Genomic DNA, 17,788 nt, shown 5'->3' with positions numbered 1-17,788 from the left:
ATGTAATTAAAGTTATTTAATTTGCTATGTGAGCTTTAGCCCTTTTTTCAAGGTGCAAAGGTAATTTTTTTAGTGGAATTTAAAAAACGTTTTACCCTATTTTTACTAAATTAACTGTATAAAAAAAGCCTCACGTTAAGTGAGGCTTTTAATAATATTTATGTTTTGTTAAATTATTTTGCTAATTTAATCTCAACACGTCTGTTTTGAGCTCTACCAGCTCTAGTTTTGTTATCAGCAATTGGATAGTCTTCACCAAATCCAGCAGAAGTTAATCTAGAAGTTGAAATACCAGCTTTAACAGCTAAGTAATCTAAAACAGCCTTAGCTCTTTTTTCAGATAATCTTAAGTTATTAGCAGCTTTACCTTGGCTATCAGTATGACCTTGTACACTAAAGTTAGCTTTAGAGTATTCTTTCATAATTGAAGCAATTCTATCTAAGTTAGCAATAACACCAGGCTTAAAAGTAGTTCTTCCTGAGTTAAAGTAAATAGCTCTTGCGAAATCATTTAATTTTTTCTCAGCAGCTTTAGTAATTAATACTTCAGGACATCCGTTGTTAGAAGCAACACCTGCAACTTTAGGACATTTATCATCTTTATCTAAAACGCTATCTCCGTCAGTATCTACGTAAGGACAACCTGCATTTGCAACAGGACCAGCAACAGTAGGACACTTATCTTTACCGTCAACTACACCATCTCCGTCAGTATCAGGACATCCGTTATTTGCTTTTGTTCCTTTTACAGTAGGACAAGCATCATTTTTATCAGCAATACCATCAGCATCAGCATCAGGACATCCGTTTAAAGCAGCTAAACCAGCAACCTCAGGACATGCATCATCAGCATCTTTAATTCCATCACCGTCAGTATCAGGACATCCGTTAAATTCTTTTAAACCAGCAACTTCAGGACATGCATCATCTTTATCAAAAATACCATCACCATCAGTATCAGTACCTCCAAATTTGAAAACTAAACCAAGTGAATGTTGAAATACATCTCTACCTTCAGCATTAAAACCATGCTTATAACCAGACTGGAAGTTTAAACCTAAGTTATCATTAAACCAAGTATTAAAACCTAATCCTCCAATTAAAACACCGTCTCCATCACCATCTACAGATTGGTAACCTCCACCTAAAGCTACATAAGGATCAAACCATGAAGTTTCTCCAAATAAGTTATTTAAATCGTATTTTACGATTGCATCAATAGAATAGTATAAATCATCAGCGTCACCTTTAGAAACTATTGTTTCAAGTTTATTTAAAGAACCAGCTAATTGTAAAGAAAAACCATCTTTTAAATACTTATCAACAGTAATTCTAGAAATAGAAGGTAAAGTGTTGTCTGACCATTCACTTGTTCCTACATAATCTTTTAAATTAGTTCCAAAATCATCTGTATAAGCTCTTACATCTACAGTGTTAATCCCAAAACCTACAACCCAAGGGTTATCTGAATCCTGTGCGTTTGTAGTTGCTACAGTAGCAAACGTAAACAAAGCTATCACAGCTAATTTGATTTGTTTCATTATAAATAAATTTAAATTAAAATTTCGTTTTATATATAAGGCAAATGTAAGTTGTAAAAACTTATTTACAAAAGCAATTCTATAAAAACTTACAACAAATATATATTTTGATTAAAACCTATTAAATCACATTTAATTCTTTACCTACTTTTGTAAATGCCTCAATAGCTTTATCTAAGTGTTCTTTTTTATGTGCTGCTGATAACTGCACACGGATTCTAGCTTTTTCTTTTGGCACTACTGGAAAGAAAAATCCGATAACATAAATTCCTTCTTCTAATAATTTATTTGCCATGTTTTGCGAAAGTTTTGCATCATATAGCATTACAGGTACAATCGCAGCATCAGCTCCTACTAAATCGAACCCTGCTTTTTCCATTTCTGTTCTAAAATAGTTTGTATTCCATTCTAATTTATCACGAAACGAAGTATCTTCAGAAATTAAATCAAAAACTTTTAAAGACGCTCCTACAATTGCAGGTGCTAAAGAATTTGAAAATAAATACGGACGAGAACGTTGACGTAAAATTTCAATAATTTCTTTTTTACCTGTTGTATAACCACCCATCGCACCTCCAAGTGCTTTTCCTAAAGTTCCTGTTACAATATCAACACGATCCATTACATTTTTCAATTCAACAGTTCCACGACCTGTTTTACCAATAAAACCAGCTGCATGACATTCATCAACCATTACTAAGGCATCATATTTATCTGCTAAATCACAAATTTCATCTAGTTTGGCAACAATTCCATCCATAGAAAAAACACCATCAGTTACAATAATTTTAAAACGATGATTTTGTTTATTCGCTTCAATTAACTGTGCTTCTAAAGATTCCATGTCATTATTATCATAACGATAACGACCTGCTTTACACAAACGAACTCCATCAATAATAGATGCATGATTTAAACTATCAGAAATAATTGCGTCTTCTTTTGTTAATAATGGCTCAAAAACACCTCCATTTGCATCAAATGCTGCTGCATATAAAATAGTATCTTCTGTAGTGTAAAATTCAGCAATTTTCTCTTCTAATTGCTTATGAATATCTTGAGTTCCACAAATAAAACGAACCGATGACATTCCAAAACCATGAGTATCCATTACATCTTTAGCTGCTTGAATTACTTCTGGATGATTTGATAATCCTAAATAATTATTTGCACAAAAATTGATTACCTCTTCACCTGTAGAAATTTTTATTACTGCATCTTGAGATGATGTAATAATACGTTCTGCCTTGTACAATCCAGCATCTTTAATTTCCTGAATTTCTTGTTGTAATTGCTCTTTTATTTTTCCGTACATCTTATATTTATTTTTACATCTCGATTATACGAGATGGTATTTATATTTAAAAGGTCAAAGTTAATTGTTAAACTTCTTCAACCAAAATTTCTTCATTAATATATATAAGTAGTTTTTTAGTTACTTTATAATTAATAGATTTTAAAACACGTTCATATTTTAATAATTGCTGATGATAACTTTTAGATGGTTTTCCTGTTTTGTAATCTAAAATTGTAACTTCATTATTTTCAGAAAGCACCAATCTATCAGGAATTAAAATTTGATTATCAACATCTACAATTTCACGCTCATTATATACTGTTGCATTTTTGGCGTAATATTCTTCCAATTCAGGATGAGTTACAATTTTATTAATATCGGCTTCAATAGCTATTGATTGTGGTTTATCAATAATTCCTTGTTGCTCATATTGACGTACAACTCGTGCAATATCTTGCTGAGTCATAATTTTTGCCATCATTTCGTGAATCAAATTACCAAATTCAATGGCTTTCCCTTGTTCGGTATTCCATAATTTTGAAGCACTTGCCAACATATGAATATTATGTTCTTGCCAAGGCGTTGAAATAAATACCTCTTGAACCTCAGCAATCGAAGAAATTTCTTTAGGTACACTAGCTCTTTTAGGTTCTCCAAAATAATAATCTAACTGTCCATCGTTCCAATAGTTTTTTTCCTTTAAATAATTAATGAAAATACCTGAATAAAAATTAGTATTTTCTTCGCCTTTTGTACTAATTTTATATTCTGTAATAATATGTAATTGTTCTACTGCACGTGTTAAAGCAACATATAAAAGATTAAAATTATCTAACTCTAATTCTTCTCTTTGTTCATTAAATATTTCTAGACTTCTTTCATTTATTGATTTTAAATCTTTATTAAAAGGTACTAATAATTCTTTAAATTCTTCAAAATAGGTTGGCAAATCATCTAACCAAATTTTAGGATTTATTTGTCGATAAATTTCTAAATCATACGGAAAAATAACCACAGGAAACTCCAACCCTTTCGATTTATGAATAGTCATTACTTGTACTGCGTTTCCACTTTCGGGTGCTACAATACTTAAATTCGATTTTTTCTCTTCCCAAAAATCTAAAAACTCTTGAATACTCGTTCCTCTTCGTTGCTGTTCTAAAACGATGTCTAAAAAAAACTGTACATAGGCATCCGAAGAATCAATTAATTTAAAACATCGGATAATTTCTTCAACTTTTTCATAAAATGGCAATTGATGAAAAGTTGACAATTCAAAAAACACTTCATATATTTTTAATTCTTCAAAAATGACATCAATAGGTTTTTGAATCATTTCTGAAATAAAGAAATTTTTAGCTATTTCCAATTTCAAATGATTATATAAAAAATATAAAACTTCTAATAAAGCTTCTTTATCGTTCGGGTGCTGAATAACTTTCAATAAATTCACCATAAATTGAACACTCGCACTATTATCTAACAATAAAGTTTCAGAAGAAATAATATTAACACCATTTTCAGATAAATAATTTGCCACCGCAATACCATCTTTTTTCTTACGAACCAAAACACATATTTCATTTAAAGAAAAAGAAGCCGACGCTTTTTGAATAGTCTCTAAAATTTTCTTCGGATATTTTAATAGGTCATCTGCCTTTTCTTCTTCCTTATCTAAAAACGATAAAGACACAAAACCACCACTTTTAGCTGTTGTTAATTGTTTATTACCATCGATAAACAATTTTTTATAATGTTCATTTTCCAAAAAATTAGAAGTATGTTGAAAAAACTGATTATTAAAATCAATTACCTCCGTATAACTTCTAAAGTTTGTTTCCAATGTTTTTATTTCTTTTTCAATATGAAACGGGTTATCTGTACTTGAACCTAATGAAATAAATTGTTCTGCTTTTCCACCGCGCCAACGATAAATTGCTTGTTTACCATCACCAACCAATAATAAATTACTACCTTCTTGTGCCAGTGCATTATCTATTAGGGGAATTATATTTTCCCATTGCAATACTGATGTATCTTGCATTTCATCAATAAAATAATGCATAAATCGTTCACCGATTCGCTCATAAATAAACGGTGCAGGCTGGTCTTTTATATTATCTGAAATTAATTGATTGAACTCAGCATTTAATCGAATATTATTTTCTTCTTTAATATTCGTTAATTCTATATTGATATAATTTAAAACTGCTAACGGAATTACACTTTTTAATGCCAATCTATTCATTAAAAATTGCTGATACAATTCCTCAGATTCCGTGTATAAAGTTAAAAGCTCAGGCAAAATTCCTTCAATCGCACTTTTTATATCGTTGGATTTTGATTTTGAATAAAAATTATTTTCTTCAATATGTTCTCGAAGTTTATTTTCATCAAAAAACTTTGCTTTTGCAGGATTTTGAGACAACGCCAAAAAATGCTTTGGCAACATAGAATAGTAAAAGTCTTTTGCTTCTAATTGTGCCGTTTCTATTATTCCTAAACCTTTCTTTCCAATTTCTAAAAATCGAAGTTTAATTTGTCGTTGATCTTTGGAAAGTTTACTTTTTAAGTTTATAAAATCGCTTAATTTTTTATCAGCAAGTGCTCTAAAATGTTCGGTATCGTCTTCATTTAATAAAATTCTTGAAAACTCATTTAATTCAACCGAAATATCCCAAGAAGTGTCGTCATCAGCTTTATCTAAAGAAAAATCTATCAATAATTTTGTTAAATCAGTATCTGTACCAATTTTAGAAATTAACACATCAACAGCTTCATTTAATAATGAAATCGCATCCATTTCTACCTCAAAATTTAGTGGTAATCCTAAATCATAAGCAAAACTTTTAATAATTCGATGTGTAAAACTATCAATAGTAGTAATTGAAAAAGCCGAATAATTTTGTAAAACGGCATCTAATATTTTCTTACTTCGTTCTTGTACTTTTTCTTTATCAATCGAAATTTCTTTGATAATAATTTGAAACAAATCATTTTCTTTTCCTTCCGAAAATTCTTCTAAATTTTTTAAAACACGTTCTTTCATTTCACCAGCAGCTTTGTTGGTAAATGTGATGGCTAATATTTTTTGAAATCTAAAAACATCTTCCGAGTTCAATAAAACTTTAAGATATTCCTTTACTAAAGTAAACGTTTTTCCACTACCTGCCGAGGCATTATATACTTGAAAATTTGATGGATTTTGCACAGCCTAATTTTTAATGCAAAATACCTTTTTAAAGCACATCAAACAAGATAGAATCGTAACAAAATAATTAATAAGAATAAAAATATTTTGAAGCAATTTCCCGCTTTCCGCACTCGCTTTTTTTGTTTTTTAAAAAGAAAAACAAAAAAGAGCTCAAACAATTGCTTCAATCGGGGCTAGGCATTTTTACTCTTTTTGATATTTAGAAAAAACTATTTACATCGTACTTAAAAAAGAGAAAATTTAAAAATAGCAATCAGATAAAAAACTATCCTCTAAATAAAAAGAAGTCTTTTTTCATTGATTCAATTTCAGAATCATCATTAGTAATAATATAATCGATTGCTTTTTCAGTAAATGTTTTTCCTTTTTCGGTAAGCGATATAATATTATTATCAATAAAAATCAGATTATTTTTATCAGCCAATTCAACAATAGATTTTGCTTTTACTTTATGCCAATTAATATGTTCGTTTAAATGATTAATATGACGTTCTCTTTTTTCTTTATGATTATTTAAATGCAATAAAAAAGTAAGTAATTGCACTTCTTTTTGTTGTTGTCTATTTCGATATAAAACAGCAATCAAACCACTATTTGGAGCGAATAAATAAACCAGAAAAAACACAAAACCAAGCATTGTTATCATCGAACCAGAAATAGAAGCATCTAAATAATGCGCTAGCCAATATCCTGAAATAGCCGAAAACATTCCAAAAAGTACAGCATAGATTAACATTTTCTTTAAATCGTTTGTTAATAAATATGCTGTAGCTGCTGGTGCAATCATTAACGCAACTACTAAAATTGCGCCAACGGCATCAAAAGCTCCGACAGTTGTTATCGAGGCTACACTCATTAATCCGTAATGAATTACGATTGGAGAAAATCCTAAAGCTGTTGCCAAACCAGGATCAAACGTACTCACTTTTAATTCTTTAAAAAAGGCTATTAAAAGACTTAAAGTAATCAATAAAATAGTTCCTATAAGCCATAATGATTTTGGACCTATATCAATTCCATTAATTAATAATCTATCAAACGGAGCAAAAGCTAATTCACCTAATAAAACGGCATCAACATCTAAATGAATATCATTGGCATTTTTGGCAATTAAAAGCACACCGATACTAAATAAAGCAGGAAACACCAATCCGATTGCAGTATCTTCTTTTACTAATTTTGTTTTCTGAATATACTCTACTAAAACCACAGTTAAAATTCCTGATAAAGCACCCATTAAAATTAATAAAGGCGAATTTAAATCGTGAGTGATAAAAAAACCTATAACCAAACCAGGTAAAATAGAATGACTAATTGCGTCACTAATTAACGCCATTTTTCGCAAGACCAAAAATACGCCAGGTATTGCACAAGCTACAGCTACTAGACTTGCAATTAATTGTATTTCAATTTGAGCACTACTCATTTTTTATTTTTCTATATTTTGATTGTATAAATTACCTGCAAATTGATATCCTTCTTCGGTCATTGACCACATTCTGCCTGATAATTTGATATATTTTTTTTCTTCTAACTTTTTTAAAGTTCCTTTTGTGTATCCTTGAAAATTATTTAAAATTTTTATAGCATGTGGATGTGATTTATCTTCATGTGTTTTAACAAGGTCAAACATAAAAGATAAAGTTTTATGTAATTGTAAATCTCTACGATTTTTTAAAAAACGTATCTGACTAAAAAGCAAACCTCTTGATGGCGAAAAAATAAAAGAAAATACCACAAACACAGCTGCAACTAACACAATTACAGGTCCTGTCGATAAATTTGCTTGACTTGCACTAATTCCTGTTCCTACCACACCAGCAACCGAACCAAAAATTGCCGCTAAAACAACCATTGTACTTAAACTATTTGTCCATTGACGGGCTGCCGCTGCTGGTGCTAATAACATCGCACTCATCAAAACAACACCAACAGTTTGTAATCCTAAAACAATTGCCAACACAATAAAACTAGTAATTAAAGCATCAATAAATTTGATATTAAAACCTAAGGTTTTTGCATAATCGACATCAAATAATAAAAGTTTAAATTCTTTCCAAAAAAGCAATAATACCGCCAAACAAATAGCCGTTACAATTGCCATAAACCATACATCTTCAATTAATAATGTTGCTGCCTGACCGAATAAAAACTTATCTAATCCAGACTGATTTGCATTCGGTTGTTTCTGTATAAAGGTTAAAAGTAACATTCCAAATCCGAAAAAAATAGAAAGAATCAATCCTAAAGCAGTATCAGTTTTTAAATGGGTATTTTTTACAATACTACGTATCCAAAAAGCACCGATTAATCCACTAATTAATGCACCAATCAATAACACATTCGTATCTTTTGTACCTGTAATTAAAAATGCAATCGCAATTCCTGGAAGTGAAGCGTGTGAAATAGCATCGCCGAGTAAACTTTGTTTTCTTAATACGGCAAAACTTCCTAACATTCCACAAATAGCGCCTAAAATAGCCGTTCCAATAGTAATAGTTCGAAGTGTATAATCTGAAAAAACGAGTTTTAAGTATTCTTGTAAATCCATTATTGTTGTACACTTACTTTATAATTAATTCCGTAAGTTTTGGTTAAATTATCATCATTAAAAATTTCTTTAACAGGACCTGTGGCTATTTTTTTGACATTTAAAAAAGTTACCCAATCGAAGTATTCGGGTACAGTTTGTAAATCGTGATGTACTACAATTACAGTTTTTCCTGCTTTTCGAAGTTCTTTTAAAATATTTATGATGGTAATTTCAGTAGTTGCATCAACTCCTTGAAAAGGTTCATCCATAAAATAAATGGCAGCTTCTTGTGCCAAAGCTCTTGCCAAAAAAACACGCTGTTGTTGTCCTCCTGAAAGTTGAGAAATTTGACGACTTTTAAAAGCCAACATTTCTACTTTTTCAAGCGCTTCTAAAGCTGTTTTTTTCTGAGTTCTTCCAGGTCTTTTAATCCAGCCTAAACTTCCGTAAGTTCCCATTAACACAACATCTAAAGCTGTGGTCGGGAAATCCCAATCTACACTTCCTTTTTGCGGAACATAAGCAACTAACTTTCGTTGTTTTTCATATGATTTCCCAAAGATAGAAACACTTCCTGCAATCGGTTTTATAATACCTAAAATAGATTTTATCAACGTAGATTTCCCTGCACCATTTGGTCCAACGATTGCCATTAAAACACCTTCAGGTATGGCTAAATCAATATCCCAAAGTACGGGTTTATAATTATAAGCAACTGTTAAATCATCAACAGTTACTGCGTATTTTATTTCACTCATTTGTATTATCTGTTGATTATTTTAAGGCGTTTACAATCGTATTTACATTTGCGTTGTACATTCCAATATACGTTCCTTCGATAGTTCCTGCACTTCCTAAAGCATCAGAATATAAAGTTCCGCCAATAACAACTTCTTGATTTTTCGATTTTACAGCAGCCTGTAAAGCTTCAATAGTTCGTTTAGGAACTGAACTTTCTACAAAAATTGCTTTCACTTTCTTATCAATAATAAACTTTGCCAATTTTTGAACATCCTGAACACCTGCCTCCGTAGCTGTTGATAAACCTTGTAAACCAACAACATTAAATTTGTGTTGTCTTCCGAAGTAATTAAAAGCATCGTGTGCAGTTACTAATATTCTTTTTTCTTGAGGTAATTCATTTATTTTAGTTGCTACTTGCTTGTTTAATTCTTCTAATTTTTCTAGATATATTTTTGCATTTTCTTTATAGAATGATGCATTTTCAACATCTATTTGAGCTAATTTATCAGCAACATAAGAAGTCATTTTTGTCCAATTAGTAATATCAAACCAAATATGCGGATCGTAATTTGAAGCAAATAATTCTGAACCAATCAAGTTTTTTTTATCAATAACATCAGAAATAACGATTGTTTTTTTATTTTGATGTTGCATTTTTTCAAATACCTCTTCTAACTTTCCTTCTAAATGTAATCCATTATAGATAACAATATCAGCATTGAATAACTTAGATACATCTCCTTCACTAGCTTTGTATAAATGCGGATCAACTCCTGCGCCCATTAATCCATTTATTTCAATTTTATCTCCACCTATATTTTTAACCAAATCAGTAATCATAGTCGTTGTTGTAACTACGTTTAATTTACCATTTTGTTTTTTTTCTGTTGTTTTACAGCTTACTGCAATTAAAACAACAAGTAATATCATTATTTTTTTCATATTAATTTTTTTGGATATAAATATTATTGGCAACTTTATTTGAAATGGTCATTTTTTTATCATTTATCATTACTAAAAAAGAATCATCAAAAGGTTCTTTATCTAACACTTCTATATGTTGTCCTAATGCAATTTCTTGTTTATCTAAAAAGCGTAAAAACTCAGAAGAAGTATCATTAACACCAACACAAAGTCCTTTTTGATTTTTTTCTAATGTAGATAATAAACTTTTTTGAATCTGTGGTAAATTTCCTTCTTTATCAGGAATAGGGTCACCGTGTGGGTCTGTTTTAGGATATCCTAAGAACAAATCTAATTCATCAATTAATTTTGGCGATTTTATATGCTCCAATTGTTCAGCAACATCATGTACCTCATCCCAAGAAAAATTAAGTTTTTCAACTAAAAAAACTTCCCATAAACGATGTTTTCTAATAATATTTACTGCTGTTTTTTTACCAAAATCAGTTAAAGTAACTCCTTGATATTTTTTATAGATAACAACTTCTTTATCTGATAATTTTTTAATCATATCTGTTACCGAAGAAGCTTTAGTCGCTAACATATTTGCAATAGCATTTGTCGAAATTCCTTTATCAGATAATAATCCTAAATGATAAATTGTTTTAATATAGTTTTCTTCTGATTGACTAAACATATTCTTTTTTTGATGATACAAATATATGTATTTTCATTTATATAAAATAATTTTTAGACAAGACTAAAAAATTGTTTTACATTTGCATAAATTTAAAAAAGACAACACTAAAAATAATATCAATAAATCATGAAAAAAATAATTTTAGTTACATTTTTACTAATCGCAACTTTTAGTAAAGCACAAACTATTACAGGAAAAGTAACCACTTCTAAAGGAGTAATACTACCGTTTGCTAATATCTTAGTTAAAAACACCAATATTGGAGTAACAGCTGATGAAAATGGAGCTTTTATTTTAGAAAATATAAATAAGAAAAAAGTTACGTTAATTACTTCTTCTATCGGGTTTATATCTTCTCAAAAAAGAATAAATATATCAAAAGAAAAAGTAAATACTATTAATTTCTCCCTAATTGAGCATGCCGAATTATTAGATCAAATTACGGTAACAGGAACACGAACCGACAGACGAAGTACTAAAAATCCTGTGATTGTTAACGTAATTAACAGCCAAACTTTAGCCGATGTACAAGCCTGTAATTTATCAGAAGGATTAAAATTCCAGACAGGTTTACGTGTTGAAACTGATTGCCAAACTTGTAATTATACTCAATTACGAATGAACGGTTTATCTGGAGGATATTCGCAAATATTAATTAATGGTCGTCCGATTTTTAGTCCGCTAACAGGTTTGTATGGTTTGGAGCAAATTCCTACCAATATGATTGATAGAATTGAAGTAGTTCGTGGTGGTGGCTCTGCATTGTACGGCTCAAGTGCTATTGGTGGTACTGTAAATGTGATTACAAATATTCCTAAAAAAGATAATTATAGTATTGGATATACATATCAAAATTTTAAAGGAGCTTCTGATCATATAATTGCAGGAAATGCAACGGTTGTAAATGAAGATAAAAATGCAGGAATTTCTTTTTTCATCAATAATAGAACTCGTGAAGTTTACGATCATAATGGTGATAATTATTCAGAACTTCCTGAATTAAAAAATAACTCGTTTGGTGCTAATTTATTTTTCTTACCTACGGATAATCAGAAAATTGAAATTAATTTCAGTAAAATGAACGAATATCGTTATGGTGGTGAAATGATTGAAAATGCCCCTCATTTTGCCTTACAATCCGAAGAAAGAACCCACGATGTTTATGTAGCAAATATCGATTATCAAATTAATTTTAATGAAGATAAAAGTTCATTAATTACCTATTTTGCTTCTCAATATACAGGAAGAGATCATTATACAGGAATCCGTCCAGGAACTAAGGATGCCGCAGATACGGAACATTTGGCAAATCCACCATACGGAAATTCTGAAACGACTACTTTTCAAGGAGGGCTTCAATTTAATCATAAACTAGAAGATTTCTTAAAAGGAAATAATGTATTAACTATTGGTTCTGAATTTGTACAAGATGATGTTTTTGATGAAATTTCAGCATATAAATATGTAGTTGATCAAATTACTCAAAATTATGGTTTCTTCTTTCAAAGTGATTGGGAAATTAACGATAAATGGAATTTATTAACAGGTATTCGTTATGATCATCATAAATTAGATGCCTTAAAAAAAGATGGAAACAGAAAATTTATTATCAATAATGTAGCAAGCCCTCGTGTTTCTTTACTATTCAAACCTTTTGAAAATGGACAATTACGTGCCACTTGGGGAACAGGTTTTAGAGCGCCTCAAGCTTTTGATACCGATTTACACATGGCTTTTGCTGGTGGTGGAATTTCAAGAGTTCAACTTGCTGATGATTTAAAAAGAGAACGTTCTAATAGTTATACCGTATCTTTTAATTATGATAAACCAACCGAACATTATATTTATGGATTTACCCTAGAAAGTTTTTATACCGAATTAAATGATGCTTTTTATTTAGAAGGAATTGGAGAAGATAAATATGGCGAAATTTTCGAAAAAAGAAATGGTGACGGTGCTGTTGTAAACGGAATTACTTTAGAAGGTCGTTTAAATTACGATGGAATTATTCAGTTTGATGCAGGAGTTACCTATCAATCAAGCAAATATAATACTGCTGTAAAAAACTCTGATACTCTTGACACTAAAAAAGAATTTTTAAGAACACCTACTACTTACGGATATGCAACTGCTACTTATACTCCTAATCAAAAATTTAAAACAGCTTTAAATTTAGTTTATACTGGTAAAATGGATGTATTACATTTAGCTTCTACAGATAATTTAAGTGATGATGAGTATTTTAAATCTCCAACATTTTTTAATGTAGGGATTAAAACGAGTTATGTACTTCAATTAGAAAAACTAAAGACAAATATTGAAATTTTTGCTGGTATTAAGAATATTTTTGATGCCTATCAAACATCATTTGATATAGGTAAAGAGCGTGATAGTAATTTCATTTATGGTCCTGCAGCACCAAGAACCTATACTTTAGGTTTCAAAATATTTAACTAAATAATTTACAACATTAGTGTTAAAACAGTAAACCTATAGTCAGGTTTACTGTTTTCTTGGTAAATACTTAACATTACAGTAACATAAATAAGCAGTGCTTAATATTAAATAAACATTCTAATAAGATAACCATAATATTTACGTAACACTAGCTTTACAACATTACATCAGATTTGCAGTGTATTTTAAGAACCTAAGTAAAGATAGAATGAAAAAATTAATTGTAATTACTCTTTTAACCCTTTGTAGCTTTGTGTACTCACAAGATAAAGGAACAATATCAGGTAAAATAACTGATAAAGAGATGAATGGAGAAGTATTACCTTTTGCAAATGTTTTTATAAAAGGAACAACTATCGGGGGAACAACAGATATGGATGGTAAATATACCTTAAGTGTTCCTGTAGGTAACCAAACAATAGTATTTAGTTTTGTTGGATATCAGACGGTAGAAAAAGCTATTGTAGTAAAAGCAAGTCAACCTTTAATTATTAACCAAGAATTAGGTCCTAATCAAGGTCTTTCTTTAGATGAAGTTGTAATTAAAGCAACTGTTAGTAGAGAAAAAGAAAGTGCTTTACTTTTACAACAAAAGAAAGCAACTGTAATTGTTGAAAGTATTGGAGCTCTAGAGCTTTCTAAAAAAGGAGTAAGTGATGCAGCAGCTGCTACTACGAAAGTTGCTGGAATATCTAAGCAACAAGGTTCTAATAAAATTTTTGTTAGAGGTTTAGGTGACAGATATAATAGTACAACCTTAAACGGATTACCATTACCTTCTAATGACCCTAGTTATAAAAACATATCTCTTGAGTTATTCCCTACAGGTATCATCCAAAATGTAGGAATAAGTAAAACATTTTCAGCTAACTTAACAAGTGATTTAGCTGGTGCAAATGTTGATATATCTACAAAAGAACATAACGGTAGAAAAGTTATGACGATTGGATTCTCTAGTGGTGTTAACAGTCAAACGACTGGAAAAAGCTTTAAAACTATTGATGGAGCTAACTGGATAGGTTCTGCTAAGAATACTAACCATAATGTTAATAGTTTAAATAAGTTACCTTTTACAGATAACTTTACACCTAAAAATGATCGTGCCGCAACGACAACTAATCTATCTCTTTCTGGGGGACGAAGATTTGATATAAATGAAGAATCTTCTTTAACTATGTTTTTAGTAGGGTCTTTTAACAACGACTATTTAATTAGAGATGGTATCTCTATTAACTATCAAAGAAATGATGGTTCTAAAGGAAGTAGCTATACCTCTGCTAAAGAGTATAAATATGAGACATCAAAATTAGCTATGGGTAATTTTGCTTATAGAATAAACTCAAAACATAAAGTATCTTACAATACTCTTTTTATTCATTCTAATTCACAAAACATTCAAGACTATACAGGTACTAAACCTGATGTTGCTGATGAAGGTGAAGTTGCTCGTTTAATTCTTCAAACACAAAACCAAAATAAATTATTTGTTAATCAATTATTAAGTAACCATAAATTAAGTGAAAGTATTGATGTTAATACTGGTTTTTCATATAATTCGGTTCATAATGACGAACCTAATAGAAAAAAGAATCTTTTAAGACGTAACGAAAACGAAAGCGATTATTTCTTTGCTTCGGGAACACCAAGAAATAATAGTAGATATTATCATAATTTAAAAGAAAATGATCTAACAGCTAAAGTTGATTTGACAAAGTATTTTGGAGGAAAAGAAGATAATAAAATTAAATTAAATATCGGGTATTTATTTAGAAATACAGATAGAATTATGAATCAATATTATTTTGATTATGATATCAATAACCAAAATAATATAGCTAACATTAATGATTTAAGTGCTGCATTAAATCAAGAAGCATTAGATAATGATGTTTTTCGTCTTAAAACACACTATGGTTTTGGTTCAGATGCTATAACTCCTATGTATTATACTGGAGATAAAACAACTCATGCTGGATATGCTTCTTTAGATTATCAAATTACTGATAAATTTTTTATTAATGCAGGAGCTAGATTTGAGAGATTACAAATGGATGTTAGATGGAAAACACCTCAAGATAAAGATGTAGAAAATAACTTTATTTCTAAAAAAGAAAATTATTTATTACCTACTTTCAATTTAAAATACAATATTACTGATAATAATGTTATTCGTCTTGCAGGAAGTCAAACATATACTTTTCCTCAATTTAAAGAAATAGCACCGTTTCCTTATGAAGGAGCTGATTATCTTGAAATCGGAAACCCAGATTTAAAACCTTCTGAAAATATTAATATTGATTTAAAATGGGAACTTTACCCTTCTAGAGATGAATTGATTTCAGCAACTATTTTTGGAAAACGTATTAAAAATGCTATCAGTAGAATTGAACAAAATGCTGCTTCTGATAATAATTTCACATATCAGAATACTGGAGATGCAGATGTTTTAGGTCTTGAAGTTGAGCTTAAGAAAAATTTATTCAATTTAGCTAAAGATGAAGATGAATTTACTCAAATGATTAAATTAGGATTTAATGCTAGTTATATGTATACAAACCAAACTTTAACTAAAAAATCTAATTTTAGCCCTACAAAAAAAGAAGAACAATTAGCAGGTGCTGCACCTATTATCTTAAATACTGATGTATCATACAACTATAAAAAAGATGATAAACAAACTATTGCCTCTTTAGTTTTTAATTATCAAAATGAAAAAGTATACTCAGTAGGAGCTAACTTTTTAGAAGCTATCATTGAAAAATCTCTTCCTAGGTTAGACTTTGTTTTAAAACATTGAATTTTCTAAAAAAATAGGAGTTAAATTTAGTGCTAAAAATTTATCAAATTCAAGTATTGAACGTTATAGAGACATAGGTAATAACTTAATAACTAAAGACCCTAATGATAGTTCTAAAACTATAAGTACACCTTTTGACTTTACAACTAAATCATTTAAAAACGGTGTAAACTTATCGTTAGGAGTTACTTATAAATTGTAATTTTATTAACCTTTTGATAAAACTAAAGTAAAGTTTTATTAAATAAACAAACTAATATTTGCAACTCAATTAAATAATTAAAAAAGAAAAAAATGAAGACAATTAAATTTTTATCAATCTTAGCAGTTTCTGCATCTATAATGGTTGGATGTTCAGATGATAATCCAACTCCAACTCCAACTGGATTTGACTTAGAAATCAATAGTCAAGAAGATTTTGATCCTAAAGATTTAAAAGGTAACATTAACGCTGATATAACCTTAAAATCAGGAGTTGAATATTTATTATCTAGTTCTTTAAGAGTAAAAGAAGGAAAAGTTTTAACAATAGAAGCAGGAACAAAAATTCTTTGTAAATCAGGTAATACTGATGTTTATGTTGCTGTTGAAAGAGGAGCTAAATTAAATGCTAATGGAACTGCTGCTAAGCCTATTGTATTTACATCTGATGCTACTTCACCTAGAGCTGGTGACTGGGGTGGTATTGTAATTGCTGGTAAAGCAAGAACAAATAAAGGTGATGAAGCTGAAACAGAAGTTGCTGGTTTAAAATATGGTGGTACTGAAGACAATGACAATTCAGGAACTTTAACATATGTTAAAGCTGAGTATACTGGTGCAAAAATTAATGGAGATCAAGAATTTAATGGTGTATCTTTATATTCTGTAGGTTCTGAAACTACTATTAATAACTTATTTATCTCTAATGGTGCTGATGACGGTATTGAATTATTTGGAGGTACTGTAAATGTTACTAACGTTATGTGTGTTAACATTAAAGATGATATGTTTGATTTTACTGGTGGGTATACTGGTACTATGGATAATATGTTTGGTCTTAGAGAAAGTAATTTTAATGAAGCTACTGAAGACCCAAGAGGTATTGAAGGTGATAGTAATGGTTCAGATGCTACTGCTACTCCTATATCTTCTCCTACTATCAAGAATGTAACTGTTTTAAACTTATCAAAAAACACACCTCTTAAATCAGGTGCTGAAATCAGAAGAGGAACTACAGCTACAATTGAGAATGCATTATTTGCAGCTTATGGTGATGCTTCTTTTGGTAACTTAATTGATACTAAAGATGACAAAGGTAATGGAACCTTAAATATTACAGGAGCTTACAAAATGGGAGCTGTTGGTGATAACAAAGAAGGAGGAACTATCACAGGAACTGTTACTGAAGATGCAGAGGCTATTACTGCTAACGGAGATGCTTTAACTGTTAAAGCTGGTAGAGGAGCTAACTTTACTAAATTTGCTTGGACTAACTATAGTTTAACAAAATAATTTTTATATTTTTTTAATAATTAAAAACCGAGCTATATGCTCGGTTTTTTTGTGCTATATTTTACCGTTTTATAACTTTAACATTACCTCTTAGGCTTCTCTAGTTTT

11 protein-coding genes are annotated in these 17,788 nt (G+C 29.8%); 3 read left to right on the top strand and 8 right to left on the bottom strand.

The genetic code is table 11. From position 1 onward, the window contains the following. Positions 1-173: 173 nt before the first annotated feature. From PG913_RS01170 to PG913_RS01135, 8 genes are all read right to left on the bottom strand, one after another. Positions 174-1,541, bottom strand: coding sequence for an OmpA family protein (locus PG913_RS01170; protein WP_271231254.1), 1,368 nt, complete (start codon positions 1,539-1,541; stop codon positions 174-176). A 121-nt stretch (positions 1,542-1,662) separates the two neighbouring features. Next, entirely contained in the window at positions 1,663-2,856 is a 1,194-nt protein-coding gene (gene kbl, locus PG913_RS01165; protein ID WP_271231253.1) for a glycine C-acetyltransferase, read from the bottom strand. A 67-nt stretch (positions 2,857-2,923) separates the two neighbouring features. Beyond that, a complete protein-coding gene (locus PG913_RS01160) occupies positions 2,924-6,049 on the bottom strand; it encodes a UvrD-helicase domain-containing protein (RefSeq protein ID WP_271231252.1) in 3,126 nt (1,041 codons plus the stop codon). A 268-nt stretch (positions 6,050-6,317) separates the two neighbouring features. Further along, positions 6,318-7,478 carry a metal ABC transporter permease gene (locus PG913_RS01155; protein ID WP_271231251.1) on the bottom strand — a complete coding sequence of 387 codons (1,161 nt, stop codon included), beginning with the start codon at positions 7,476-7,478 and terminating at the stop codon, positions 6,318-6,320. Positions 7,479-7,481: 3 nt separating this feature from the next. Beyond that, positions 7,482-8,603: a metal ABC transporter permease gene (locus PG913_RS01150; RefSeq protein WP_271231250.1), complete on the bottom strand. Its 1,122-nt coding sequence runs from the start codon at positions 8,601-8,603 to the stop codon at positions 7,482-7,484. Continuing rightward, positions 8,603-9,343, bottom strand: coding sequence for a metal ABC transporter ATP-binding protein (locus PG913_RS01145; RefSeq protein WP_271231249.1), 741 nt, complete (start codon positions 9,341-9,343; stop codon positions 8,603-8,605). Before PG913_RS01145 ends, PG913_RS01150 begins: the two co-directional genes overlap by 1 nt. Before the next feature lie 16 nt (positions 9,344-9,359). Continuing rightward, complete coding sequence (locus PG913_RS01140; RefSeq protein WP_271231248.1) at positions 9,360-10,271, bottom strand: metal ABC transporter solute-binding protein, Zn/Mn family; 912 nt, start codon at positions 10,269-10,271, stop codon at positions 9,360-9,362. Between the two features lies 1 nt (position 10,272). Continuing rightward, positions 10,273-10,929 (bottom strand): metal-dependent transcriptional regulator, encoded by a 657-nt coding sequence (locus PG913_RS01135; protein WP_271231247.1) that lies wholly within the window; start codon positions 10,927-10,929, stop codon positions 10,273-10,275. A 129-nt stretch (positions 10,930-11,058) separates the two neighbouring features. On the opposite strand from PG913_RS01135, the gene PG913_RS01130 reads away from it, so the two are divergent. The 3 genes from PG913_RS01130 (at position 11,059) to PG913_RS01120 (ending at position 17,680) form a co-directional block, all read left to right on the top strand. Beyond that, positions 11,059-13,389, top strand: a complete 2,331-nt coding sequence (locus PG913_RS01130) for a TonB-dependent receptor (protein WP_271231246.1) — start codon at positions 11,059-11,061, stop codon at positions 13,387-13,389. Positions 13,390-13,597: 208 nt separating this feature from the next. Beyond that, positions 13,598-16,186 (top strand): TonB-dependent receptor, encoded by a 2,589-nt coding sequence (locus tag PG913_RS01125; protein ID WP_271231245.1) that lies wholly within the window; start codon positions 13,598-13,600, stop codon positions 16,184-16,186. A 294-nt stretch (positions 16,187-16,480) separates the two neighbouring features. Continuing rightward, positions 16,481-17,680 (top strand): hypothetical protein, encoded by a 1,200-nt coding sequence (locus PG913_RS01120; RefSeq protein ID WP_271231244.1) that lies wholly within the window; start codon positions 16,481-16,483, stop codon positions 17,678-17,680. Positions 17,681-17,788: the final 108 nt, after the last annotated feature.

This window comes from Tenacibaculum pacificus (assembly GCF_027941775.1).
GTDB classification, from domain to species: Bacteria; Bacteroidota; Bacteroidia; order Flavobacteriales; family Flavobacteriaceae; genus Polaribacter; species Polaribacter pacificus_A.
Note: the sequence above shows the minus strand (reverse complement) of the source record. Positions and strands in the feature narration are given on the sequence as shown.

Coding starts and splice junctions, on each gene's coding strand:
- PG913_RS01125 (WP_271231245.1), top strand. CDS start 13,598: ATGAAAAAATTAATTGTAATTACTCTTTTAACCCTTTGTAGCTTTGTG.
- kbl (WP_271231253.1), bottom strand. CDS start 2,856: ATGTACGGAAAAATAAAAGAGCAATTACAACAAGAAATTCAGGAAATT.
- PG913_RS01145 (WP_271231249.1), bottom strand. CDS start 9,343: ATGAGTGAAATAAAATACGCAGTAACTGTTGATGATTTAACAGTTGCT.
- PG913_RS01135 (WP_271231247.1), bottom strand. CDS start 10,929: ATGTTTAGTCAATCAGAAGAAAACTATATTAAAACAATTTATCATTTA.
- PG913_RS01155 (WP_271231251.1), bottom strand. CDS start 7,478: ATGAGTAGTGCTCAAATTGAAATACAATTAATTGCAAGTCTAGTAGCT.
- PG913_RS01170 (WP_271231254.1), bottom strand. CDS start 1,541: ATGAAACAAATCAAATTAGCTGTGATAGCTTTGTTTACGTTTGCTACT.
- PG913_RS01150 (WP_271231250.1), bottom strand. CDS start 8,603: ATGGATTTACAAGAATACTTAAAACTCGTTTTTTCAGATTATACACTT.
- PG913_RS01130 (WP_271231246.1), top strand. CDS start 11,059: ATGAAAAAAATAATTTTAGTTACATTTTTACTAATCGCAACTTTTAGT.
- PG913_RS01120 (WP_271231244.1), top strand. CDS start 16,481: ATGAAGACAATTAAATTTTTATCAATCTTAGCAGTTTCTGCATCTATA.
- PG913_RS01140 (WP_271231248.1), bottom strand. CDS start 10,271: ATGAAAAAAATAATGATATTACTTGTTGTTTTAATTGCAGTAAGCTGT.